The following is a 22,182-nucleotide window of genomic DNA, read 5'->3' as shown; positions in this document are numbered from 1 at the left end:
TATTTCATTCAAATATTACCAATATTACTTCAAAGTAAGTATATTTATATATAAGCTCTTCAAATGATAAATTGACATATCTACCAAAGGCTCGTACATAAATGCATTGATATGAATATTTTCGGGAGTCATCAAATTTACTCGATCTAACACATTCAAATTAGTGCTTTCAGGATTGAAGGACTTATATCTGTCATATAAGTATACTGTAGGATTCGGATGATTTCTATCTCTATACTCCTCTGGCAATTTACTAAGAAGATATTTTTCAGCTTCGATTCGTATCGCCATTGCTACAACGATTTTATTATACAATGATACTTCATCTACCTCATCTTCTTCTACAATGTCATTAGCAATTTCCCGAATAAAACCAACAATATCCTTATCTCCAAATTCTATTACAAGATCATCAAGGCCTTTCAAGCGTGCTTTATACACAAATAAAATATCTTTAACTTTTATGGCATTTGATTCAGCTTTTAAATGAAGAGCATTAGTCAACATTTTATAATCCTCACACTGTTTACTATCAGAGAACTCAATTAAATTCCTAACAAAAGGTATGCAACTCAAGAATGCCCTAGGAGATCCGATTTCGGCTATGAAATCTTCGAAAATATTTTTGCTATTAAATCCTTCGATCAGTCGGATTTCCTTATCATCACTTTTTGTAGCAAGATAAAATGCTGGGCTCGGCCTGTACAAATACAATCTCGCTGTTACTGTTCTGTAAAAGTCGAAGTTATGTGTTAAAATTAGAATATTAAATTTACCAGACTCTTTAAGATCTCTGATATATTCTATAATAGCATATTTATTCTTATAATCGAATGAGTCCGCTATATCATCAAAGACTAATAGTTGCGGCTCAGTAGCACTTTTCCTTGATTCGATCTCAAATAAAAACTGCAAAATAAAATATGCCCTCCGTTCGCCTCTACTCAATATATTTAGAAGATCCTCTTTTCTTTTATTTACAGCAAGCGCTTCAGTCCCATCAGAATAATGAAATTCTAAACTTGCCGTTTGTTTTTTTAAAATTATATCATCATGGTTAGTTAAAACGACTTCAAATGGAACATAAAATCTATCATTAAATTTTTTAATGATTTGCTTCCATAATTCAGACTCTCGTTTTGCTTCTTCTACAATTCGTCCTAGTTCTTCTTTTTTAGATTGATAAAAATTAATCAAAGCCTTTGTATCCGATTCCATTTCAGACAAAAAACTCATCCATACTTTTTGCTTGAAACCATCGTAGTCTTTTAATTCAACAAGCAATAAATTCTCCTTCTCAATTACTCTTTTGAAGGATCTGAGCTCGACATTTGACGCTATTGCTTTATCTACTTTTTCAAACGACGCCTTTAATTTCACATCATTTACAATCTTTTCGATCTCTTGCTTTACAACATCTTGCAGCTGTTGCGAATTACAAATTTCTGTACCATCATCCAACACAAACTTATGACCAGCTTCAAAAAATGAATTATCTTCTATTGATTTTAATAATTCATTAGCTTGGTAAGTTCCAAATGACTTGCCGTCTGACTCTTTAAAAAACTTTGAATTAGATATCAAAATTTTATAATCTGCCATATACTTATCTAAAACAGCAGTATTCCTATCTAGAAACTTTTTTACATTTCCTTTTGTATCAAATATATCATTATACCTGAAGCTATACTGGTTCCGATTATTTGGAACACATTGATAAACACGCTCTACGATATCAAAAAAAGTATCCTTATGGTTCTCTTTAAATGTTTCCATTATCTCTTTTTCACAATCATAACTTTGAGATATATTCTTCAGTTTTTTGATAAATTCAGTCCTCTGAAAATCTAATTCCTGATAGATTGTATCGTATCTTTGTTTAAGTTCTTTACTTGCAATAAAAGAACTTATCTTATCGGATCCGTCAATAGTAGCATTTTCAGCATTTATTACTAAAATACTATCAGGTGAAATTTTTTCACCATCTACCAATATTTCGTATTTAGAAGTTCTGGTTTCGTACACCCTATCCCGAGGCATTTCATTTAAGATGTTCTTAGCGAGAGAATCGAAGGTCTTTGCAAATGAGGTCTTCATTGTCCCATTTGGAGCATATATTAAAAATGTATTAGTTTGCTTTTCTGCAAAGTTAAAATCATGCTGGAACTTACCTATTCCAAAGCAATACTCAAGATCTACGGAGAGTGTATTCATATACATTGTGCTGTTTTTACTGGATATTTTAAAATCTATTTTTCTTCTCGATGTAACATCTTGTCAGAAGCTAAAAAAGTATATTCTTGATATTCGATATTTACACTAAGCCCAATAATAGCATCAGCACGAATTGTCTGTGCACGATGCTTGAGCGTTTCGGTAACACGCTTGTACATTTCCTGCATCTTCTTCTCATAGCTAGTAGAGCGACCTCTAAAGAAATCTACATAGCTCGCTCTTATATCGCTAAAGATGTTGGTGCCGATAACAACATTGGCAGCTATTGGATCATTATATCGTGAAATCTCCCTCCCTTCGATGGAATTGGTCGTGGTTACTATCATGGCATGCTACTTTTCAATCGGGCAAGGTTAATACCCAAGCCTAATATACATTATTTATTCTGAATTAATATGTTTACAGATATTAACTTTCAAGATTATTACAAACTGTAAGGCGAAGGTATTGCTTTGAAAGTAGGATTGGTTACGGGAAACCGTAATTGATTTATTTAACCGTTTTAATTAGACAATAAAGATAAACACCAGGTAGTAATTTCTGTATATGAATACATAAAGATAAGGTACAACAGAATAAGACCGTAGGACAGTGGAAAGGTTCAGGATATTGAAAAGCTCACCGAAAGTGAAAAGGATCACGTAGTTGCACTATTTGACGCATTCATCGCCAAAGGCAAGATGCAGGCGATACTCAAATAAAACATCAACGTCTAATCTTTATAGGATTGAGGGTTTTATCTCAAAGGTACCATTCGGTTCTTTTCTATAAGCAAAAAAGCCGGGCTCCATATCAGAAAGAGTCAACAGCTCCTCATCTATGTTCAATATCTCTACCATGGAAATAACTTTATAGTCCGATTCTTCAACCGCTCTGTCACTAATAAATTCCCACATTCCATCCTCTAAATGATGATAAACTCTAGTTATTTGATCCGTCTTATTCAAAACAAATGATGTTGTCAAAACTGCCTCGTTGGCATCAGAAAAATAAGTAAACACTGTCATATCGAAATGTCTTTCAAACATCTAAAGCACCGCTTAAAAGTATCGATATTCCTGGGAACATCAAAAAAGCGGCAATGATCCATATATAGGCCGCACTGAACGGGATGATAATGTTAAAATATCTTCAAAAAAGGCTAAATACTACTGGAATCTTCAAATCTTGTACGTCTAATAAGGATGAATATCATCGCAAAATAAAAATCTGGCCGTGGATCGTAACAAAAAGGACAGCCTCATGACTGTCCCTTCAACACTTGTTAGCAACACATAAGCACCTTTTTCTTTTAAACGCGCTTCTTATTTGATTTGTTGATTGAATAATAAAATGAGTAAACAACAGTGGTTGCTGTTACTAGTCCTACAATTATATATCTCGAAATTCCAGGATTTGGATCTAAGAAATAAAGTACCAATACCGTGATAACAGCGCAAAGAATATATGCCAAAAAATAAATTAAAAAATTTCTCATAAGCCAAAAATATTTGGAACTGTAATGTTGGTTGTAGATTTATCGAAAACAAATTTATCCCAATATGTAGGTATCGCCAAACCTGAAAATATTAGTTTTGTTGGTTGCACTTCTTGTTCTGCAAATGGATCTATAAAGACTCGAACAGAGTTTCCAACAGCCCCAGTGACAGCACCTCCTATAGCGCCTGTAAAAGCACCAGGGGCAGCACCGACACCTCCGGCAAGAGATCCGACAACAGCACCGCCAACGGCTCCCGCTATTCCACCTCCAATTCCCCCTGCTGCATCTGCACCACATAATTTATGTAATGTTTTGCGTAAAGAGTTCCAGTCGAAAGCTTTTTTGCTAGATGAAAGATTACTTTGATTCTTGAATATTGCCGATGAAGAATTTGCAATCATTTCATTCCCAAGTCGATTTGCCCAATATGAGTAAGAATCTAAGAGGGTCTCTGCTCCTGCAACAATAATAGTTTGCTCAAGTTGATTTAAACCAAGGAATTTTTGAGATTGGAGAATTGAATTTATTAACGTTTCCCCATGGGAGTAACTATCAGGTTCAACACTTGTAACCATTATGGCTACCTCGTAAAAATCTCTACTAAACTTACCATAATCTGAAACATCATAATAATCGAGTGCAGAAGATTCGAATTTTGGTATTATATGTAATTCATTTGTTTGCTGAATATTTTGGGCAGAAAGAAAATCTGAAATTATTGACTGAGCTTCTAACATGGGAAATGGTGTGCCACCACCGCCACCGCCCGTTTCAGGGGGAGGACCAACTGGGCCAACTGGAACGTTTGCACGTTTTACAAAGGATGTGTTTTGAGTTTGATTATTAAAATAAAAATCTAACCCATTGCTGTGCAATTTCATTTTTTCCTTAATTTCTTTTCTGTTTACTTTTAGTTTAAACTCGGAATTTCCAGAAGTGCTCTCTTTTTTGCACGAATTACAAACTAATACTACTACGAGTACTAGGACCCCAATGGTTTTTCTCATATCTAAGTTTTTTATGGTTTTACTTAAAATTACCAAAAATTATCCATGTTTCTGTCCACTTAGATATTTTAAACTGTAAATATAATGTTACATTATCACTATAAAAATATAATTATCACAAATAAGAAAATATATTAACAACTGTAAGGCTAGGGTATGATTTTAAATGAGAGGTTGGTTACGGGAAACCGTAATTGATTTATTCGGCCGTTTTAATAGGGATTAAAATAAACAAAAAGCCTCCCTTATAACCGTTAAGGGAAGCAATTTTGGCTAGATGTCCGCTTGGGCTAGATGTTAACCGGCTTTGGGCATTCATTTACTGTAAAGATCGCGAGATTAGTTGAGATAATTGTTGTTCATTTCTTAGAAAAAGTTGTTCAAAAATCCCTTTCTAATAGTAATTTAATTCCAAAAGGTTATTTCACTTCATCAAATAGTATTATCAGTTTCACAATCACTCCAAATCCACCCACTTTTAGATAACGACTGACGTCTTTTATCAAAAAGTTCTTCCCTGATCATTCACACCTGATCCGTCAACGTAAAATATTTTTTGGTACTTAGATCATCTATAGTCAAGTATCCGGTAACAGAAAATCTATTGACAGCTAGTACTCCGTGCTCAACAGCTCGAAATATTTTTTTTAAAAACCAAACAGGATTCGATCCTCCCAGACTCAAGGTTTTTTATTCCGTTTATATCCTTTTTCATCGAATATCGTCCTTTATCCACTTTAATCCCCCGCCTTGGATCATGGCTATATACTTTTGCACGTGATCATCGGTCAATAAGCCATTGTCTTCGAGGTGGTAATTGAACTGCTTAGTGAAGGTGTAATATTGATTACCAACAATGTAAATAATCCTTGTTTAAAAGGGATGGTCGACAAGATTGTTGATAAGGATATTGTCTTCAAAGCAAATGAATCATTAAAGTCGATATTTGGCGCAAATGCAAAATTTAATGTAATATTCGCTCTACTTCATCATGATCTGTAAAATTTCATTTCCCTTAAGGACTAGACTGGGCGGTAGATTTCAAATAAACGGGTTCTTTCCCACTTTTGGTGGTAAATCTATCATATATATCTAGTGCTCATTGATACGAAATATCCAAAGAAGAAGAAAAATCAGTTTTAGCTATTTAAAATATACGTTATATTTATTCGAAAGTAATAGCATCATATAGCCCCGCTAAAACAAATGACAGAAACAGAAAAATATCTTGCCGACTTTAAAACAGCTGTTACAAGCGTATATCCCATTTCGGATAAGACATTTGATTTGTTGGCTGAGGCAACTTACATTCAGCAATTTAAGAAAAATGAAGTTTTACTGAGAGAGGGTCGTGTCGCCAATGACATCTTCTTTGTTTGTAAAGGAGCCTTAAACTCTTATTTTATTGATGAAAAAGGAGCTATCTGGAATAAATGGATTTATTTGGAGAGGGATTTTGCGAGCACAAGATTTTCGGCAATCATAAAAACGCCCAACGATTTTAAATTGCAAGCTATTGAAAACACTACTGTAGTATGTATGCCTTATCATCAAACAAGAGCAGCTATTAATCAAAATGATGAACTAAAAAACCTTTACATTGCCTATTTGGAGAAAAAATGGATAGTCATTAATGAAGAAAGAGAAATTTCTTTACTGACCGAAAGTGCAACCACAAGATATCTCAAATTGCTGGCGGCACATCCGGGAATTGACAGCAGAATTCCACTACAATATATTGCTTCGCACCTGAGCATTACCCCAACACAGTTGAGCCGAATACGTAAAGCGCTAGCCAAATAAAAAAATCATTACGCTCAACCTATGTAGAGTGCATTCTCGAAATCACACTTTATTTTTGCTTATTATCAAACAATAATAAGGCATACTATTAAACTCTTTGAAATAGAACGCATCGTACTATTAATTGAAGAATGAAATAGGAGAACGTAATAATTAACAATTGAAATTAAATTATGCAAACAATTTCCAAAACACTAAAAATATTTCTAACCGCACTGATTCTTTCCAATATCGTACTGATGGCTTTTGTGGTCTACTTTTTTTTGAACAACAAGCAAAGCTTAACCGCGGAAAGAATAGATATCAAAGACAGATCTGGAAATAATCGTGTCGTTATTGCAAACACAGATAACATTCCGCAACCTATTATCAATGGGAAGACGTATAAAAGGGCTTACGCTCCCGCGGGTATGATTTTCTATGATAAAAATGGCGACGAAAGAGGTGGTTTGGCAATTACTGATAATGAAGAGACTAACTTGAATGCCCTCGCATTTGATTATCAGAATGCCGATGCCATTGGTATCTTGGCACAGGATAATAAACACGACAATTATTTCAGGGCTGGTCTATTGATCAATGATAAAGATCTATCCGGTAAGCCGGGGCATAATATTAACCGGATAAACCTGCTAACCGAGAATGGGAACGCTTCTTTGGTGATGAAAGATAACAATGAGATACCGAGAATTATTCTAAAAGTGGACAGTCTGGGTAACCCTTCTATCGAAATGTTGGACGATAAGGGAAAAGTGAAATGGAAACAATAAGTTATAATCGAGAACTGTGCTGTCATTGATAAAATCACGATCTCCGTTTAAGCGATCGAAGCATAAACCGAAAAACGAAAAAGCAACCTATATCCGTAATCTCATTCGACAGCAGTTTGATATTGTATCGCATGGAACCCTAACAGATTTATCCGTTTGGATGGACACGGACAAGACCAGTAAAGATCATTGCTAATTTGCAAAAAAGAAAAGCTATCTCGTCGCCCCGCTATCCGTAAATGGTTGGATCGGGGTACGTATATGGATGATGTAGCTCCATTTGATCAATTATGTTTAAATTCACGTTACAATGATAACTTGCTACGGCCCATGATCAATATACTCTATACCTTTCATGCTTTTTCGGCTGGTGCATTTCTACTGCTCGGCACCTTAATCTTTTTGGGTGTCAACCACACTTCTTCCCAAGCAGATCGGTGGTTAGGAACATGGTATTATTTGATGGCATGCTTATTTACTCAGCTTTTTCTTGAAGGTTTTCATATCGAGAGCGAGGGATTGATCCATACGCTGGAACTCCCGCGATGGGCTACACTCCCCTGCTTCTACCTGGCCGTTCACGACATGGTCAAACCAACAGCAAAAAATCGATATTGGGGCCTACATTTTGTTCCATTCCTCGCTTTCGTTTTATTCTCCATCATCTATTTAATACCCGGACTTTCTAATAGACACATCCATCTGCCTCAATTACCGCAATGGACCATCTTTGCTATCAAATATTTCTTTTTCGCACAATGTATCTTTTATTGGATTGCCTGTTATAACCTCTTTAAAATACACCAGAAAAACATTCGCCAGCTATCTTCCTATACAGAAAAGATAAACATGGCCTGGTTAAAGTATCTATTGATTGCGCTATTATTGATGATTGTTGCCCGTCTGCTGGCTATGGTTCATTTAGTTTTTAGTGCTGTCGCCCCAATTTTATATTTTATGGGCACAGTGGCACTTGGGTACGCCACGCTAACACAACGCTCAATTTACACAATTGAGTCTACAGAAAACCTCATCAACGAAGCGCAGCATAAAAAGGTTAAAGCAGAAGAGCGGCTTACAGCACAACAGGTAGGCACATTAAAAGAAAAACTAGTACAAAAAACTACAGCTGAAAAGCTATATCTCGACCCGGCTTTGACACTATCATCCCTCGCGGAGCATATCGGAATCAATCCGCACGATCTGTCCTACATCATAAACAATGGACTGGAGAAAAATTTTTACCAGTTTATCAACGAACTTCGCACGGAGGAAGCGAAAAAGCTTTTATTATCCGAAGAGGCAAAGCAACTTGATATGTTTGGAATCGCAATAAGGGCAGGCTTCAATTCAAGAACAACCTTTTATGCCAGCTTCAAAAAAACAACAGGCATTACGCCTACAGAATATATGAAAGTCCATAGTAAACAATCAAACTAACCCGACACAATGAAGTTTGTTCGATTGCATCCATTCGGACGGTTAGCCTATCAAAAAGACCTACTCTTGTATCATATCAACAAAAAAAATTATGATACAATACATCAAACCAAGCGGGTACTCGAGAGCGATCCGCCAATTTTCCAAAGCAACATATGGCCTTCTGGTGGGAGCATGTTGTCTTTTTGCTTCGATTGATACATTTGCACAGCCCAGCCCTAAAGATAGCCCCCAGCAACAACAGTTGGTTCCGCTAAAATCATTTCAAGGCTACTACCAGCTACCCAATAAAGTAGCTTTCATTGCTTTCGAGGAACAAGACAACAACCTGTATGCGACACAGCTATGGGATCAGCAAAAAAGATATCAGCTGGTCCGTAAAGATGATACGCATTTTGAATCCAAAAACGAAGGATATGCCATAGAATTTTTAAAGGATGATTCCGGCGATTTTAGCCAAACCAAGATCCTAGGTAGAATTGTATGTGAGCGCGTGTCATTTGACCCCAATAAAATTGCGACTCTAACCGCATCCCAACTGAAACAGCATGCCGGAACTTATCTAAAGGTAAATGACAACAACTTTAAGATTCAAATAGAACCCTCCTCAACAGGCTTAATGCTTACGCAATTGTGGGATAACAAAACAATTTCATTTACTCCTCGTTCTGAATTTTTCTTCCTCAATGATGATGGTACCTTCCCATTGACATTTTCTGTTGCCAATGGAAAGGTGCAGCAAATGCAGTGTTTCGAAAATGATCTTTGGCTAAAAACTGATCAATAATCCTAATAAAAAAATATTATGAACAGATTTATTGCCTGCTTATTCCTGCTGCTTCTGCTGGGTACAGCTCAGCTTAGCGCCCAACAGGTAGCAGATGAACAGTTTCATTATCCCATTACCGATTCGCACCACAGGATCGGTGATGGACCTCTACTCCTATTTGACGAGGCACACAACAATCCGGTTACTTTGAGAGGAGCCTACGCTCCTTTTTCAGATCTCCTTCTAACTGATGGATATCGCCTCCGAAGTGTTAAAGAAAAAATCTCTTACGATCAATTAAAAGAAGCAAAAATCTATATCAGCATAAATGCCTTATATAATCCGGAAAACTGGAAATTACCCACCTATTCGGCCTTTACCGATCAGGAGATAGAAACTCTCCGTCAATGGGTATTTGATGGTGGAAGCTTATTTCTAGTCACCGACCACATGCCCTGTGGCGGGTCTGTACAAAAGCTTGGTGCGGCATTTGGAATTCATATCGTGAACGGTTTTGCCTTACCTAAGAATGGACGTCCCGAGATCTTCTCAAAGGATAGAGAAACACTGTTATCCAATGAAATAACCACTGGATCAGGTAGGGAAATAGACAGTATCTTGTGCTGGGGTGGAACTGGGTTTATCGTACCAACAAAGGCACATATTATTTCTTTATTAAATGAAGAATATGATATCTACCTACCCAATGATGCTAATCAGATAAAAAGACCTATTCCAGATGATATTCCCCGATTGTCGGGCAAAGGGTTTGCAAACGGCGCATACCTTAGGTTTGGGAAAGGCAGGATTGTGGTATTCGGAGATGGCGCTCCTTTTTCGGCACAACTCCATGGCATCAAAAGTGAAAAAAGAGGAATGAACCATCCGGCCGCAACACAACATGCGCAATTTTTGCTCAATATAGTTCATTGGCTTGACCAATGAATTTATTTGACTAGACATACAGTATATTGTACGGTCATATACCATTTTCGAGAATTAACAGCTAACGCAGTTTTGTACGTCGGTGGTTTAATAAATACCTGTCGACTCTCCATATTCATCTCTTTAACAAATTCATCTCTTTTTCTATCAGGATTTGCACTTTTGGATTTCTGCATCTGAGAAAGGGCGGGCTTTAGCGAAGATAATTCATTGACAGCATTTCCTTCTAAAAAATAGATGGCACGAAACATTTCTTCGCCAGAATACTGCGATTTTGCATCTTCATTTGCATCCTTTGTACAGCTATAAATAATAATAGAGCCGACAATCACACTCAAAGTGATCAAAATTAATTGTTTGATTTTCATAAAATAAAAAATAAAATGGTTAAAATTTATTGCTTTTTTAATTTTTCATTAATTTTAGCTTGTAATACACTATCAAAGTCTATAATATACTTGGAAGACTTTGTAAATATCATTAAGTATTTTTTATCGCTTGTTGATATAATGGTTACTATTTCATCATCTGGCAACTCAAATTTCCCTTTACGGACATTACCCATTTGAAACCCACTTATCTTTTTCGTTTGAATAGGTGTAGATATCTTCTCCACGGATAGAATATCATCAATATTTATTGTTTTTCCGTAAGGACCAGAAATGAATAACTTATTATCATTCAATTTTATAGTTGGGTTACTTAACCCTATAGAAATAGCAGTTATAATTGCAATAATAATTGCCGTCCCAGCAACTAAGACCAACACGTTAGTTTTAGAACTACTTCTATAATAATTTAAGGACTTATATATTAAAAGGAAAAAGCCAAAAAAAGGATATAATACAGAGAATATAATACCAATATTCGCATTATCGAACATCTCGAATAATATAACTCCAATGACAATATAGGAAACAGCCAATATCAAAAGATAATTTTTGAAAAATTTCAAATATTTTACCAATTCAAATTGTTGCTTTTCAATTTCTGACATCGAATTATACCCTGCAAGAATATACCGGGCATTTTTTTCGTTGATAACGATTGCCATAATCAGCATTATAGAAAAAAACAAATACAATAACATTCTTCTGAAGAAAATTGATTAAAAATATGTCGCGTTTATAATTATCGTCAAATGTAAACAATATATTATTTACATAAAAATAAAAATAAATATCTAGTTAGTTATTTTTAAAATTTGATATTTTTATTTTTTCAAAAAGCTAAAACACTCTTTACCAAAACAATATGTGTCTTAAAAAAATCAATACCAAATTATTTTATCATTTTTACACAAAAAAATTCTTTCTAAATTATGATTTGTACCAATCTCTTTAAGTCTATAAAATGAATTTGAAGGTATTTTATCAAAATTCAGGACAGAATCAGTTTCACAATACTTAACTGAAACAACTTCCCAGTAATTTTTTTTATTCAGAATAGACAACGCATATTTTGAATTAGCTTTTACCCAGGAATTTTCGCCTTCATTTATTTTTTGTATTTTAATTTTTATCCTAACATTCGTATTTGGCTCTGAATAAATCATCTTACCAGATGAGTCCAATATAAAGGCTCGATCAACAAACTTATAAGAGCTTCCTTCAGGAACACCTACTTGATACAGCATGTTTTTAGACATCTTATTGAATATAGCAAACCGACTATTTGTAATTCGACCATAAAACAATGGCATCCATTGCCCATAATTAAAAACACAGATATACGCTAATTTATCACTTTGTCGATTTATGAACGTGTATTTTAAGTTGGAAACGTCCGCATACTGGTCGGTTACATCCAGAAGATGATTTGATTTTAAGAATTCTGGAATATAGCTTTTTTGGGGCTCAATAAGTGCTTTAATTGAATCGTCCCAAACATTAACCTTTTTGAAACTGAATCTAAAAACTTTTGCAGTTCTGTTTAAAAATGAACCTTTGGATGGTTTGAAGCTATAAGTATACTCATTAGGATTAGTTTCAATTTTTCTATAAAAAACTTCTGTCGCATGACTTCCGTTCCTAGATCCCCAAAGGGGCACTATATCAATTGTACTTGGTATTCCCACTGATCGATTTGCATAAACAAATAAATGAGATAATGTATAGCACTCCCCTTTTCCAATGGCTAATATTTCATTTAAAGATGGGTTTTTGGTTAGTTTAAAAGCATTTTCTGAATAATTGATTGATTGATATAATTTTGCGATGATAGATGCATTTACTTTGTCTGTATCCTCTTCTCCATTTCTGACAAATTTATTAATAGAATCTTGATATTGTTTTTGAAAATATGTCCTCCAACCACTCGGGTATTCTAACAGTACTTTATATGGTAGCAAATAATTTAAAAAGATATCTTTCGGTATTTGTTTGCTCCAAGGAAAGGTATTCCATTGACTTACAGCAGAATTTATATTTTGCTCCAGAAATTCAGTTGTAAGAATCTTACTATCTCTAACAAATAGAGAATGGTACGATAATTTATTCTTTGATATTATTGATCTTAAAGAACTTTCCGAAGTAATAGTGTCTAGAAAATAAGGAATAGAATCAAAATCATGATCCTTAAAAAAAATGATTTTTTCTGATGTTAGATCATCAAAATTGTCTTTGATAAATAGCAAAGATTGTAATCTTATACTGTCAGCGGCATTTTTTGAAAATTTATTTTCCAAATACAAAAAATCAATTTTATTTTCTGATTTGCAGCTAAAAATAAAAAACATAAGAAATATTAATACAGGTTGTAAATGGGATTTCATAAATTAACTTTTCATGATGAAAATAATTTAAAACTATTTGAACTAAAATTAACAATATATTAAGAATAAAAAAATACTTTGAACAGCATTCTATTGAAGATATTTATCATTATGCGGAACTGCTGCGAAATTGTCCGTGCCCTATCTGCAACAATACTCGGGACAAGTTAAATGGGACAATCTACCACAGTATCAAAAGTATCATAGTTATGAGTATCACCGAAACTAGATGGGTCATTGCCTGCCCGGATTGTTTGGACAAGCAAAATCGAAAAGCCATTGTGTCCTGCTCACTTCTTGGTTGGTGGGGAATTCCCTGGGGGATACTGTCCCCCCCCCCGTGTACATCTATAGAAATTTAAAGGTAAAGGGAGAAAACAGGATCAGCGATCCAAACGGCGCGCTTCTACAGTATAGCACCCATTTATGAAACCCCAACTGGATATGGTGGTTGCCATTCATCTATTGGTGGAGCAGTCATCCAAAATAAAGAAACTTAGAGTTTTTCGACCTCTTCGACAGAAAGCCCTGTGCCCCTAGCAATATCAGCTATAGGTAGCCCCATTTCCTTAAATGCTTTAGCAGTCTCGAGAGCTTTTTTACGCTCTCCTTCTGCTAGTCCTTTGGCTTTACCTTCTGCTAGTCCTTTGGCTTTACCTTCTGCTAGACCTTTGGCTTTACCCTCTGCTAGACCTTCTGCTAGACCTTTAGCGTGACCTAAAGCTTCTCCGGATTTCTTGGCCGAATTAAATACGCTCTCAGCATCACGCTTATGTTTTAAACTTGCTTCGTATGACATTAGCTCCTCCTCCGTTAATTTACCTATCTCTCCTATCTCAAAGATAAGACCAAATATTCTTTTATCCAAAAATGATGGCAATCTATCCATGGTACTCAAATGTTTAAGTAAGTACAACCACTGATCCATAACTGTCTTTAGTTCCTCTGGCTGTTTATTAAATAATGGAAGCGAAATCATTTTATATCCCAATTTATCATAGAATATTTCTTTGGTCAATTTGTCACACAGCGCAACATCATAGAAATAAGGCCGCTCTGTGACACGGGATATACCGGTACTTCCATTTCTGTCCATATCAAACTCCAAAATACCAATAAAGTAAACCTCCGGTAGGTAATAATCACTCCCCTTTTTACCTCGCGCTAATTGTTTATTGATGAGGCGTGAGGTATAGTACACTGCACGGTCCTTAAAAAATTCTTGAAAGAGCTGCTGCATCTCAATGATGAAAACCTCGCCATCGCTGCCTATACAATGTAAATCAAATACAACACGACGCATTTCCTCATAATCACCATCATGTTCTACAGGCTTATATCTTAGATCCGAAATTATCTTCTCTCCATGAAATAGACTATTGAGAAACTCAATCAGTAAGATTTTGTTGTCCTCCCTACCAAAGTAAAATTTCCAACCGAAATCAGTACGTGGATCTACATACCTACCCAAATGTTTTTTTGATCTAGCCATAATATTTATTAATTGGTTATCAGTCAAATATACAATAATAAATTTAAAAATACTAAAATAATTAGTAAAAAAACACAAGTAGACAAGTAAATTATATTGATAATCAATCGCACGAGCTAAAAAGTTACAGAAAGACTATTCTTTATCAAATTTTATGAATTACTTAGTATGTCATAAATTAGAACAATAACCTAGTAAATAATATCGATTATGTATAAATTACTTTTAATCACTTTTCTTAACGTTTGTTGTCTTAATAGCAGTTCCGCACATTATCCTATTAACGCTTTAGATAATTACTCTTATTTGCATTGTTGTAACCATACGTGATTGCCGTTCCATTATCTACACATATCCCTCTGAATAAGCGGGTTCCCTATGATAATGCGTCTCAAGCTATAAATAATTTAAACATTAGCGGTGTAAGAGAAGCGCATCTGCCGGCCTCAATTCTCAATAGGCATCGTCCACTTTTTAGAGATTTCGGGACTTTAGATATTCAACCAAATTCTCACAATTACAGATCTGCACTCAGATCGATTATAGCTATTTCATCAGCAATTCATATTTTAATCTAGCATCATTGTCTTGGGGCTCTTTTTCAAGGTATAACTTTAGATATTCAATAGCCTGTTTTTTTTGACCAGAAACCATGTATGCCTCACTGATGTAATAATAGCCGTTGGCTGAATTAGGGAAAAAGTGAAGATTCAGCTTAAACAAATCGATTGCCTGATTCGCTTTCTTTTCGAACAGGAACTTATAAGCATATCTTTCAATCAGATTTTCCCTCAATGAATATTTCTTAGAATTCTGTTCTATTGCGTTAATACCAGCTTCATAACCTTTATCGCGTACAGTTTGGATGATATCCTTCGTGTAAAAGAAATTGTCAATGGATGGTGCTGAACCTACTAATTGCTTTTTGATCAGATTACTTGCTTCCCAATAATTTTCGACTTCTCCGTTGGTTAGAATCACAACAGTATAGCCCAAATCCGGATAAATCATAAGTTCACAAGCAATACCATCGTGTCCACCGGTATGTCCAAAGACGCGGTGTCCGTTGATTTTGTTTTCTTCAAATCCGTAGCCGTACATTCCCTCTCGGTACTTTACTTTGCCCGATGTACTAAGCGTAATACTTTCTTTACTCAATAATATATTCCTTTGCAAAGCATTGGCAAAATTTAGCAGATCATCGGCTGTTGAATAGCCGCCACCAGCTGGTGTTCCTTTGTATAGATTTGAGGAAATATTACTTTTCCATTGTCCCGGCTCTTCCAATGACATGGTGTAGCCGGTGGCCAAATTTGGGATTACATGATCCAATTCGTATGCATCCGTATTGATCATTTTTGCGGGTTTGTATATGTGTTCTTTTACAAAATCAAAATAATTCTGACCCGATACCTTTTCAATAATTAATCCTAAAACCATATATCCAGAATTGCTATAGTAGAAGTTACTACCTGGTGCAAATGCTAATTTTTTATCTACAAACAGTGGGAGATAATCAGAAACTGTTTTGAAGTTTACTTTTGCAAGCTTGTCATAGTCCTCCCAAAAACTTTGCATTCCTGAAGTGTGTGTTAATAATTGATGGATGGTCACAGAGTCGGCAACCGTTTTATTGGGATAATCGGTGAGATATTGACCTACTTTATCCTGAATCGAAATTTTACCGGATTCCACCAATTGCATGATTCCCATTGCAGTGAACATCTTGTTGATAGATGCTAAGTTGAACTTTGTGTCCGGTTTATTTTTAACACGGTCTGGCAAATTGGAAAAGCCAAAGGCTTCCCGATAGATTGGCTTACCATCTTTTGCAATCAGAACAACCCCGCTTAAGTTATTTTCTTTTTTAAGATTTTTCAGTTGGGTTTTTATCGGATCAATGAAATTTCTCAAATTTTGGGCGTGGATTGCAACAGCCGGCAAAAGAACAATGAAGCAGATGGCTATAATAAAATAGATTTGACGAATGGTCATAGTGTTTTGATTTATGATTAAGCAGCAAAGCTACTTTAGGCCGAAAAGAAAAAATTGTACAATTGTAAACCTAACTATAAAAACAGCCAGTGAATTTGCTTTTTTTCCAGCGCTGTCGTCTTTTCAAAAAAAGCCTTTGGCGAAAACCCTGTCACTGATTTAAACTCCCTGATCATATGCGACTGGTCAAAATAGTCAACACTATAGGCGATATCTGTTAAGTTGTTTTTTGCTTTATAGGATGAATATTTATTAACCGCATTTCTAAATTTTAGTATTTTTTTGAATTCAGATGGTGTCTTGCAGATATGCCTGCGAAAGTGTTTGTTTAATGTGGTGCGCGAAATAGCATTCTTTTCGCATAGTTCTGTTATGTTTACTACGTCATTTTCTTCACACATCATTTCAGATAAAATAGTTTCAAGGAAACTGTGCTGAAATCCTCTTAATTTGGATAACCAATATCTTTCAATGGTTTCGATTTTTTCGATGTCATTTTGCAAAGAAAGAATGTCGATCATTACTCTTCTGTAATCTTCAAAAGGTACAAATTCAGAAAAGCTGGAGCTGTTGTAATGGTTTAATTCGTGCTCCAAAAATGAATTAATAGCTAGGGGTTTAAAATAGATAGTGATTTCGTTTATTGTTCCTTCGTATTGTACAAACACAGGCTTATTAAAATCAGATACCAAATTAGTTTCCACTTCGTTATGATCGCATTGTCTGATGACTAATTGATTGCCGTTACTGATCGATTTTGATTTTTCACTGCTCGAAACAATGGTAAAAATAGATGGGAAAGTGATATACTTAGCAGGCTCTTCTTCCGAGCTATGGGTGAGTATATAAATACACTCAATGTATTTTTTAAGTAAAGGATTAATGGGGGAATAAACTTTTATTTTCATAGGTTTTGCTAGAGCCTAATTTACTTTTTATAAATATATAAAATTGGACTCATCGCTGGCTTGTATTCTTGTCATTTCTTTACCTCATCCTCAGAAAATCGGTTGCCAAAACAATTTCATTCATCTGCGATTCTGGATATTCAAGTTTTGACCTGTTTTTAGATAAACATTTCAGGTGTCAGATCCCCCAAACTGCTGTGGTGCCCGAAGTTGTTGTATTCTTCCCTCCAGACTTCATTTTCTCCTTGGCATCTTCCAATGAAAGGAACCAATGCGCGTTCAGACACTCGTAACGAAAACTTCCATTTAATAATTCAATATACGGATGATCTGTTGGTTTTCCTGGCCTGGAGAAAGGCAATAGAATAAGCATTATTTTTGACAGTAGTGATGTATATTAGCTTTCTGAATTAAAACGATTTAAAATCAGCGAACGCAGAAGTTCTTCATGTTCATCTCCCCAGTTTCCCAATACGGCAATAACGGGAATCAAAGTCTCGCCGAATTCGGTAAGACTATATTCAACTTTTGGAGGTACCACGGGGTATATTTTCTTTGTAATCAGTCCATGATCTTCCAACTCCTTTAACTGGATATTTAAAACCCTACGCGAAGCATCTGGGATCTTACGCTGCAATTCACTTGGTCGTTGATATCCCTGATCAATAAACCAGAGCAAACGTATTTTCCATTTGCCGTAAAGTACTTCACCGATCAAGTCAAGACCACAGTTCAGGTTCGGAATTATTTTTCTCTCATACATATTCCAAAATTAAAGGTATGTTCCGATTTGCACAATAGGGGAATAATTTATCCCTATATGATTCGTAATTCCGTACTTGTGCCAACTGTTTTTATAGCCCAATTTTGTCCTATAAACAATTTGTAAAAATGGAACAATTTAATTTCAACAATGAATTATCAGGCAAAATAGCCTTGGTGACCGGCGGTACCAAAGGTGCCGGAAGAGCAATTGGCGAAAGACTGCTACAGGCAGGAGCAACAGTTATAATAACTGCAAGAAACGCACCTGAGAAAGAAAACAGTAACCTGCATTTCATCGCATCGGATTTGAGTAATGCAGAAGGTACCCAAAAAGTGGTCAGCGAGATCCTTACGAACTATGGAAGACTGGATATTTTGATAAACAATCTTGGAGGCTCATCAACCCCCGCAGGCGGGTTTGCAGCGCTAAGCGATGCGGATTGGGAATCTACGCTACAGACTAATCTTTTGGCTCCGATTCGTCTAGATAGAGGATTTTTACCGCAGATGATCGATCGGAAAACAGGCGTTATCATCCATATAGCGTCAATTCAGGGCAAATTGCCACTGTATGATTCGACTTTGCCGTATGCCGCAGCAAAGGCAGGACTGCGAAACTACAGTAAAAGTTTATCGAATGAAGTGACACCGAAAGGTGTTCGTGTACTGACTGTTTCACCTGGATGGATTAATACCACAGCATCGGAAGCATGGCTGGGTGAAATTGCAAGAAACGCCAACAGTACGGTAGAAGAAGCGCAACAAGGTGTAATGGATGCATTGGGTGGAATCCCCTTCGGACGACCCGCTGAACCTATAGAGGTGGCTGAATTCGTCGGTTTCCTTGTCTCACCGAGAGCCAGCTATCTAACAGGAACTGAATATATAATCGATGGTGGAACAGTACCAACAATTTAATATAATTTAAAAATAGAAAATATGAACTTACCTACAGTAATCTCCGAGTTAGTAAAAGCACAGAACAATTTCGATAGTGCTGCCTATGTCCGATGCTTTACAGAAACTGCCGTAGTCTTTGACGAAGGCAAAACCCATAACGGAAGAGTAGAAATTGAACAATGGATGGATAAATCCAATAAGGAGTATCAAGCTTCTATGAAGCCATTGGTTTATGACGAAAAGGAAAATATTCTATCTGCGGAAATTGATGGGTCTTTTCCTGGAAGTCCAGTCATTTTAAAATTCCACTTTCAGTTGTCTAATGGCCTTATTCAATCACTGAACATTACTGAATAGAATAATAAAAAAATTAGATTCAAAAAAAGCTGAAGTATTTACTCCAGCTTTTTTTGATATCATTGCTCGCCGCAATAATCACCGTTGCGCCTGCATTTAACAGGTGTTCAGCTATTACCTTTCCCCCCGCCTTTTGTACCACCTGAAGTGGAATACAGTCTTACAGAATTTGGAAAGACTTTAATCCCCGTTATTTCAGCACTAGGAAATTGGGGGGATGAGCATCAATTACTTTCCAACAATCACTTTTCGATGTTAACTCTTCCCGAAATTATCGGGCAAGAGTTGCTTCAAGTTCTATCTTTAAAGTTTCAAAAAGTGCCTTGACTTCCAACACTGTACTACTCTGCTGTACTTTATTTTTGCTAAGCCACTGTTGAATAACATCGAAGTTTTCAAATAATTCAGAAGAATCGGTGGTGTAGATATTTAGTCGGACAAGATCTTTAACTTCATAACCACTTTGTAGAATAACTTTTTCAAGATTTTCAATAGTATGAAAAATCTGCCTTCTCATATCAGCAATACTCGATATTCCCTCATCATTAATGGCACATTGTCCTGATACATATAAAGTTGAATCTGCATGTTTAACTTCAATTGCCTGCACATAATTTCTGGCATCCTGCCATTTCCAGGGATTGATTACTTTCTTTTCCATTGTTGTAAATTTATTGTGAGACAAAGCTCCCGATAATTTTACATAACCCCGTGTGACAAACCTCACAATTTAATAAAATCAGGAAAACAGGCGACTTAACGTTTCCCTGGACACACCTAGGTAAGAAGCAAGCAGCGATTTTGGGATTCTTTGTATCAATGCCGGATTTCGGGCAATCAACTGCTCATATCTTTCTTTGGCACCTGAAGTTAAAAAAGATAGGATGCGCTGCTGCGAACCTATATGGCCCGCAATTGATTTGCGTAGGAAAAAGCGCTCCATCTTTTGTAAATGATTGCACAATCGATCAAAATCATCCAACGATAGACATAGTAATTCAGTGTTCTCTAGGCATTCCAAAGTAAATGAAGCATTTCCATTTGTATAAAAGGCAGAAACGTCCGTTTCCCACCAATCTTCCATTGCAAATGAAACAATATGCTCCTTAATATTTTCATCGGTATAATAAAGTTTAAGAAGCCCCGACAATACGAAGTATAGATATTTTACCTCTTCGCCTTCCTTAAAAATACATTCAGATTTTTTATAGTGCTTGTAAATAAAACATGCTCTTATAAATGCAAACTCTTCTTCGGTAAGCGCAACAACGTTCTCTATATGTTCTTTTAATAAATTATATTTATTTTCCATTGGGTGATAGGTACCAATTGTGGCTGATTTTAGTTTGTTTTTAATTTATTTCAACCCATTCCAAAAATTCTAATTATCTACGTTAAGCCCAATAATAGCATCAGCACGAATAGCCTGAGCACTTTGCTTGAGCGTTACGGTAGACAGTAGTTGGGATATTATCTTTCCATTTCAGCAATAATAGTTGCAATCAATTTTTCTGCATCATGATATTGGAGAATAGAGGCTGCCTGACCTGCCCAAAACGATTTCAATTCAGGATTCGATTCGGAATTTGCAGGATACGCTCCCAGTTTACCAACTATTTTCCCTTGTAATGGATAAGGGGCAAAACTATTTTGAAATTCTTTTAACTCCTCTGTCAAGCGGTTTTTTATTCCTCGTGATAACCTTCCAGTAAAAACTTTGGTCAATGTTGTATAACGGGCTTCTTTTGAGAATAATTTTTCACGATGTATTTTACTTGCTCCAGATTGCCGGGTAGCCAGAAAAGCAGTTCCTATTTGCACCGCATCGGCACCTAATGCCATTGCCGCTTTTACCCCACGGGCATCGGCAATACCGCCAGCGGCTATAATAGGGATTTTTACAGTATCCGCGACTTGCGGAATCAATGAAAACGTTCCTATTAAACTTTCCTCAGGTTTATCCAAAAATGAAACCCGATGCCCACCTGCATCAAATCCTGTGGCTACCACAGCATCTACTCCTGCATGTTCTATCGCGATAGCTTCATCTAACGTAGTAGCAGTTCCTATCGTTATGATCCCTAAGCTCCGGCATTTCTCCAAAATTGCTTCAGCGGGTATGCCATAAACAAAACTAAAAACCGTTGGCTTTATCTCAAAAATAGCTTCAATCTGCTCTTCAAACTTAGGGCTACCTTGCAAAGGAAATGTGGGTGGTTCTGCACCGACCTCTTCAAAGTATGGCTCCAAAAGTTTGATAACTTGCTGGAACTTGCTTTCATCAAAATCTCCTGCCGTAGCATCTTGACCATTAACCCATAGATTAATGTTAAATGGTTTTGCGGTCAATTTTTTGATGCCTCTAGAAATAGAAATTAGTTCGGCAGCACCATAAGGCTGCCCACCGTAAGATCCCAATCCACCCTTATTTGAAACTAGTGCTGTAAGATCCTCCGAGGATAATTTTCCACCAAAGGGACCTTGAACGAGGGGTAAATCTATTCCAAGAAGTTTAGTGAATTTTGTTTTTGTCCACATATGAA

The 22,182-nt window shown here is 36.0% G+C and carries 22 protein-coding genes and 1 pseudogene; 8 read left to right on the top strand and 15 right to left on the bottom strand.

Annotated elements, in window-relative coordinates; genetic code table 11:
- Nucleotides 1-24 precede the first annotated feature (24 nt).
- From OK025_RS20665 to OK025_RS20650, 4 genes are all read right to left on the bottom strand, one after another.
- A complete protein-coding gene (locus tag OK025_RS20665) occupies nt 25-2,214 on the bottom strand; it encodes a hypothetical protein (RefSeq protein WP_317666618.1) in 2,190 nt (729 codons plus the stop codon).
- Between the two features lie 35 nt (nt 2,215-2,249).
- The gene (locus tag OK025_RS20660) at nt 2,250-2,561 is read right to left on the bottom strand and encodes a YbjQ family protein (RefSeq protein WP_317666617.1); all 312 of its coding nucleotides are present in this window, start codon (nt 2,559-2,561) and stop codon (nt 2,250-2,252) included.
- Between the two features lie 393 nt (nt 2,562-2,954).
- Complete coding sequence (locus tag OK025_RS20655) at nt 2,955-3,263, bottom strand: hypothetical protein (RefSeq protein ID WP_317666616.1); 309 nt, start codon at nt 3,261-3,263, stop codon at nt 2,955-2,957.
- Between the two features lie 445 nt (nt 3,264-3,708).
- On the bottom strand, nt 3,709-4,722 hold the full coding sequence (locus OK025_RS20650; protein ID WP_317666615.1) for a DUF6861 domain-containing protein: 1,014 nt from the start codon (nt 4,720-4,722) through the stop codon (nt 3,709-3,711).
- Nucleotides 4,723-5,928: 1,206 nt separating this feature from the next.
- On the opposite strand from OK025_RS20650, the gene OK025_RS20645 reads away from it, so the two are divergent.
- The 5 genes from OK025_RS20645 (at nt 5,929) to OK025_RS20625 (ending at nt 10,449) form a co-directional block, all read left to right on the top strand.
- Nucleotides 5,929-6,525 (top strand): Crp/Fnr family transcriptional regulator, encoded by a 597-nt coding sequence (locus OK025_RS20645; protein WP_317666614.1) that lies wholly within the window; start codon nt 5,929-5,931, stop codon nt 6,523-6,525.
- 173 nt (nt 6,526-6,698) lie between these two features.
- A complete protein-coding gene (locus OK025_RS20640) occupies nt 6,699-7,295 on the top strand; it encodes a hypothetical protein (RefSeq protein ID WP_317666613.1) in 597 nt (198 codons plus the stop codon).
- 189 nt (nt 7,296-7,484) lie between these two features.
- Nucleotides 7,485-8,735, top strand: a complete 1,251-nt coding sequence (locus OK025_RS20635; protein ID WP_317666612.1) for a helix-turn-helix domain-containing protein — start codon at nt 7,485-7,487, stop codon at nt 8,733-8,735.
- A gap of 91 nt (nt 8,736-8,826) precedes the next feature.
- Nucleotides 8,827-9,522, top strand: coding sequence for a hypothetical protein (locus OK025_RS20630; RefSeq protein WP_317666611.1), 696 nt, complete (start codon nt 8,827-8,829; stop codon nt 9,520-9,522).
- Between the two features lie 18 nt (nt 9,523-9,540).
- Entirely contained in the window at nt 9,541-10,449 is a 909-nt protein-coding gene (locus OK025_RS20625) for a hypothetical protein (RefSeq protein WP_317666610.1), read from the top strand.
- Nucleotides 10,450-10,451: 2 nt separating this feature from the next.
- Here OK025_RS20625 and OK025_RS20620 read toward each other — a convergent pair whose 3' ends face one another.
- The 8 genes and pseudogenes from OK025_RS20620 to OK025_RS20585 form a co-directional block, all read right to left on the bottom strand.
- Nucleotides 10,452-10,817, bottom strand: coding sequence for a hypothetical protein (locus OK025_RS20620; RefSeq protein WP_317666609.1), 366 nt, complete (start codon nt 10,815-10,817; stop codon nt 10,452-10,454).
- A gap of 26 nt (nt 10,818-10,843) precedes the next feature.
- Nucleotides 10,844-11,539, bottom strand: a complete 696-nt coding sequence (locus OK025_RS20615; protein ID WP_120333794.1) for a DUF3784 domain-containing protein — start codon at nt 11,537-11,539, stop codon at nt 10,844-10,846.
- Nucleotides 11,540-11,719: 180 nt separating this feature from the next.
- Nucleotides 11,720-13,222: a transglutaminase-like domain-containing protein gene (locus OK025_RS20610; RefSeq protein WP_317666608.1), complete on the bottom strand. Its 1,503-nt coding sequence runs from the start codon at nt 13,220-13,222 to the stop codon at nt 11,720-11,722.
- A gap of 496 nt (nt 13,223-13,718) precedes the next feature.
- Complete coding sequence (locus OK025_RS20605) at nt 13,719-14,714, bottom strand: Rpn family recombination-promoting nuclease/putative transposase (RefSeq protein WP_317666607.1); 996 nt, start codon at nt 14,712-14,714, stop codon at nt 13,719-13,721.
- A gap of 546 nt (nt 14,715-15,260) precedes the next feature.
- Nucleotides 15,261-16,709 (bottom strand): serine hydrolase, encoded by a 1,449-nt coding sequence (locus tag OK025_RS20600; RefSeq protein WP_317666606.1) that lies wholly within the window; start codon nt 16,707-16,709, stop codon nt 15,261-15,263.
- 74 nt (nt 16,710-16,783) lie between these two features.
- Nucleotides 16,784-17,617 (bottom strand): helix-turn-helix domain-containing protein, encoded by an 834-nt coding sequence (locus tag OK025_RS20595; RefSeq protein ID WP_317666605.1) that lies wholly within the window; start codon nt 17,615-17,617, stop codon nt 16,784-16,786.
- Nucleotides 17,618-17,775: 158 nt separating this feature from the next.
- Nucleotides 17,776-17,984: pseudogene (locus OK025_RS20590) on the bottom strand (integrase core domain-containing protein); the annotation flags it as partial.
- Between the two features lie 30 nt (nt 17,985-18,014).
- Nucleotides 18,015-18,380, bottom strand: coding sequence for a helix-turn-helix domain-containing protein (locus OK025_RS20585; RefSeq protein ID WP_317666604.1), 366 nt, complete (start codon nt 18,378-18,380; stop codon nt 18,015-18,017).
- A gap of 128 nt (nt 18,381-18,508) precedes the next feature.
- Here OK025_RS20585 and OK025_RS20580 point away from each other — a divergent pair, with 128 nt between their 5' ends.
- The 3 genes from OK025_RS20580 (at nt 18,509) to OK025_RS20570 (ending at nt 19,966) form a co-directional block, all read left to right on the top strand.
- Nucleotides 18,509-19,300: an SDR family oxidoreductase gene (locus OK025_RS20580; RefSeq protein WP_317666603.1), complete on the top strand. Its 792-nt coding sequence runs from the start codon at nt 18,509-18,511 to the stop codon at nt 19,298-19,300.
- Between the two features lie 21 nt (nt 19,301-19,321).
- Nucleotides 19,322-19,639, top strand: coding sequence for a nuclear transport factor 2 family protein (locus OK025_RS20575; RefSeq protein ID WP_317666602.1), 318 nt, complete (start codon nt 19,322-19,324; stop codon nt 19,637-19,639).
- Nucleotides 19,640-19,723: 84 nt separating this feature from the next.
- A complete protein-coding gene (locus tag OK025_RS20570) occupies nt 19,724-19,966 on the top strand; it encodes a winged helix-turn-helix transcriptional regulator (protein ID WP_317666601.1) in 243 nt (80 codons plus the stop codon).
- Here the strand turns inward: OK025_RS20570 and OK025_RS20565 are convergent.
- From OK025_RS20565 to OK025_RS20555, 3 genes are all read right to left on the bottom strand, one after another.
- Nucleotides 19,911-20,300, bottom strand: coding sequence for a RidA family protein (locus OK025_RS20565; protein ID WP_317666600.1), 390 nt, complete (start codon nt 20,298-20,300; stop codon nt 19,911-19,913). The genes OK025_RS20570 and OK025_RS20565 overlap by 56 nt on opposite strands.
- Nucleotides 20,301-20,378: 78 nt before the next feature.
- The gene (locus OK025_RS20560; RefSeq protein ID WP_317666599.1) at nt 20,379-20,951 is read right to left on the bottom strand and encodes a Crp/Fnr family transcriptional regulator; all 573 of its coding nucleotides are present in this window, start codon (nt 20,949-20,951) and stop codon (nt 20,379-20,381) included.
- Between the two features lie 158 nt (nt 20,952-21,109).
- Nucleotides 21,110-22,177 carry a nitronate monooxygenase gene (locus OK025_RS20555; protein ID WP_317666598.1) on the bottom strand — a complete coding sequence of 356 codons (1,068 nt, stop codon included), beginning with the start codon at nt 22,175-22,177 and terminating at the stop codon, nt 21,110-21,112.
- Nucleotides 22,178-22,182: the final 5 nt, after the last annotated feature.

Source organism: Sphingobacterium sp. UGAL515B_05 (assembly GCF_033097525.1).
Taxonomy (GTDB): domain Bacteria; phylum Bacteroidota; class Bacteroidia; order Sphingobacteriales; family Sphingobacteriaceae; genus Sphingobacterium.
The sequence above is the reverse complement of the archived record's forward strand: the minus strand, read 5'-3'. Positions and strand labels throughout refer to the sequence as shown.

Coding starts and splice junctions, on each gene's coding strand:
- OK025_RS20660 (WP_317666617.1), bottom strand. CDS start 2,561: ATGATAGTAACCACGACCAATTCCATCGAAGGGAGGGAGATTTCACGA.
- OK025_RS20645 (WP_317666614.1), top strand. CDS start 5,929: ATGACAGAAACAGAAAAATATCTTGCCGACTTTAAAACAGCTGTTACA.
- OK025_RS20600 (WP_317666606.1), bottom strand. CDS start 16,709: ATGACCATTCGTCAAATCTATTTTATTATAGCCATCTGCTTCATTGTT.
- OK025_RS20560 (WP_317666599.1), bottom strand. CDS start 20,951: ATGGAAAATAAATATAATTTATTAAAAGAACATATAGAGAACGTTGTT.
- OK025_RS20575 (WP_317666602.1), top strand. CDS start 19,322: ATGAACTTACCTACAGTAATCTCCGAGTTAGTAAAAGCACAGAACAAT.
- OK025_RS20625 (WP_317666610.1), top strand. CDS start 9,541: ATGAACAGATTTATTGCCTGCTTATTCCTGCTGCTTCTGCTGGGTACA.
- OK025_RS20620 (WP_317666609.1), bottom strand. CDS start 10,817: ATGAAAATCAAACAATTAATTTTGATCACTTTGAGTGTGATTGTCGGC.
- OK025_RS20655 (WP_317666616.1), bottom strand. CDS start 3,263: ATGTTTGAAAGACATTTCGATATGACAGTGTTTACTTATTTTTCTGAT.
- OK025_RS20665 (WP_317666618.1), bottom strand. CDS start 2,214: ATGAATACACTCTCCGTAGATCTTGAGTATTGCTTTGGAATAGGTAAG.
- OK025_RS20595 (WP_317666605.1), bottom strand. CDS start 17,617: ATGAAAATAAAAGTTTATTCCCCCATTAATCCTTTACTTAAAAAATAC.
- OK025_RS20565 (WP_317666600.1), bottom strand. CDS start 20,300: ATGGAAAAGAAAGTAATCAATCCCTGGAAATGGCAGGATGCCAGAAAT.
- OK025_RS20630 (WP_317666611.1), top strand. CDS start 8,827: ATGATACAATACATCAAACCAAGCGGGTACTCGAGAGCGATCCGCCAA.
- OK025_RS20615 (WP_120333794.1), bottom strand. CDS start 11,539: ATGTTATTGTATTTGTTTTTTTCTATAATGCTGATTATGGCAATCGTT.
- OK025_RS20640 (WP_317666613.1), top strand. CDS start 6,699: ATGCAAACAATTTCCAAAACACTAAAAATATTTCTAACCGCACTGATT.
- OK025_RS20605 (WP_317666607.1), bottom strand. CDS start 14,714: ATGGCTAGATCAAAAAAACATTTGGGTAGGTATGTAGATCCACGTACT.
- OK025_RS20650 (WP_317666615.1), bottom strand. CDS start 4,722: ATGAGAAAAACCATTGGGGTCCTAGTACTCGTAGTAGTATTAGTTTGT.
- OK025_RS20585 (WP_317666604.1), bottom strand. CDS start 18,380: ATGTATGAGAGAAAAATAATTCCGAACCTGAACTGTGGTCTTGACTTG.
- OK025_RS20555 (WP_317666598.1), bottom strand. CDS start 22,177: ATGTGGACAAAAACAAAATTCACTAAACTTCTTGGAATAGATTTACCC.
- OK025_RS20580 (WP_317666603.1), top strand. CDS start 18,509: ATGGAACAATTTAATTTCAACAATGAATTATCAGGCAAAATAGCCTTG.
- OK025_RS20610 (WP_317666608.1), bottom strand. CDS start 13,222: ATGAAATCCCATTTACAACCTGTATTAATATTTCTTATGTTTTTTATT.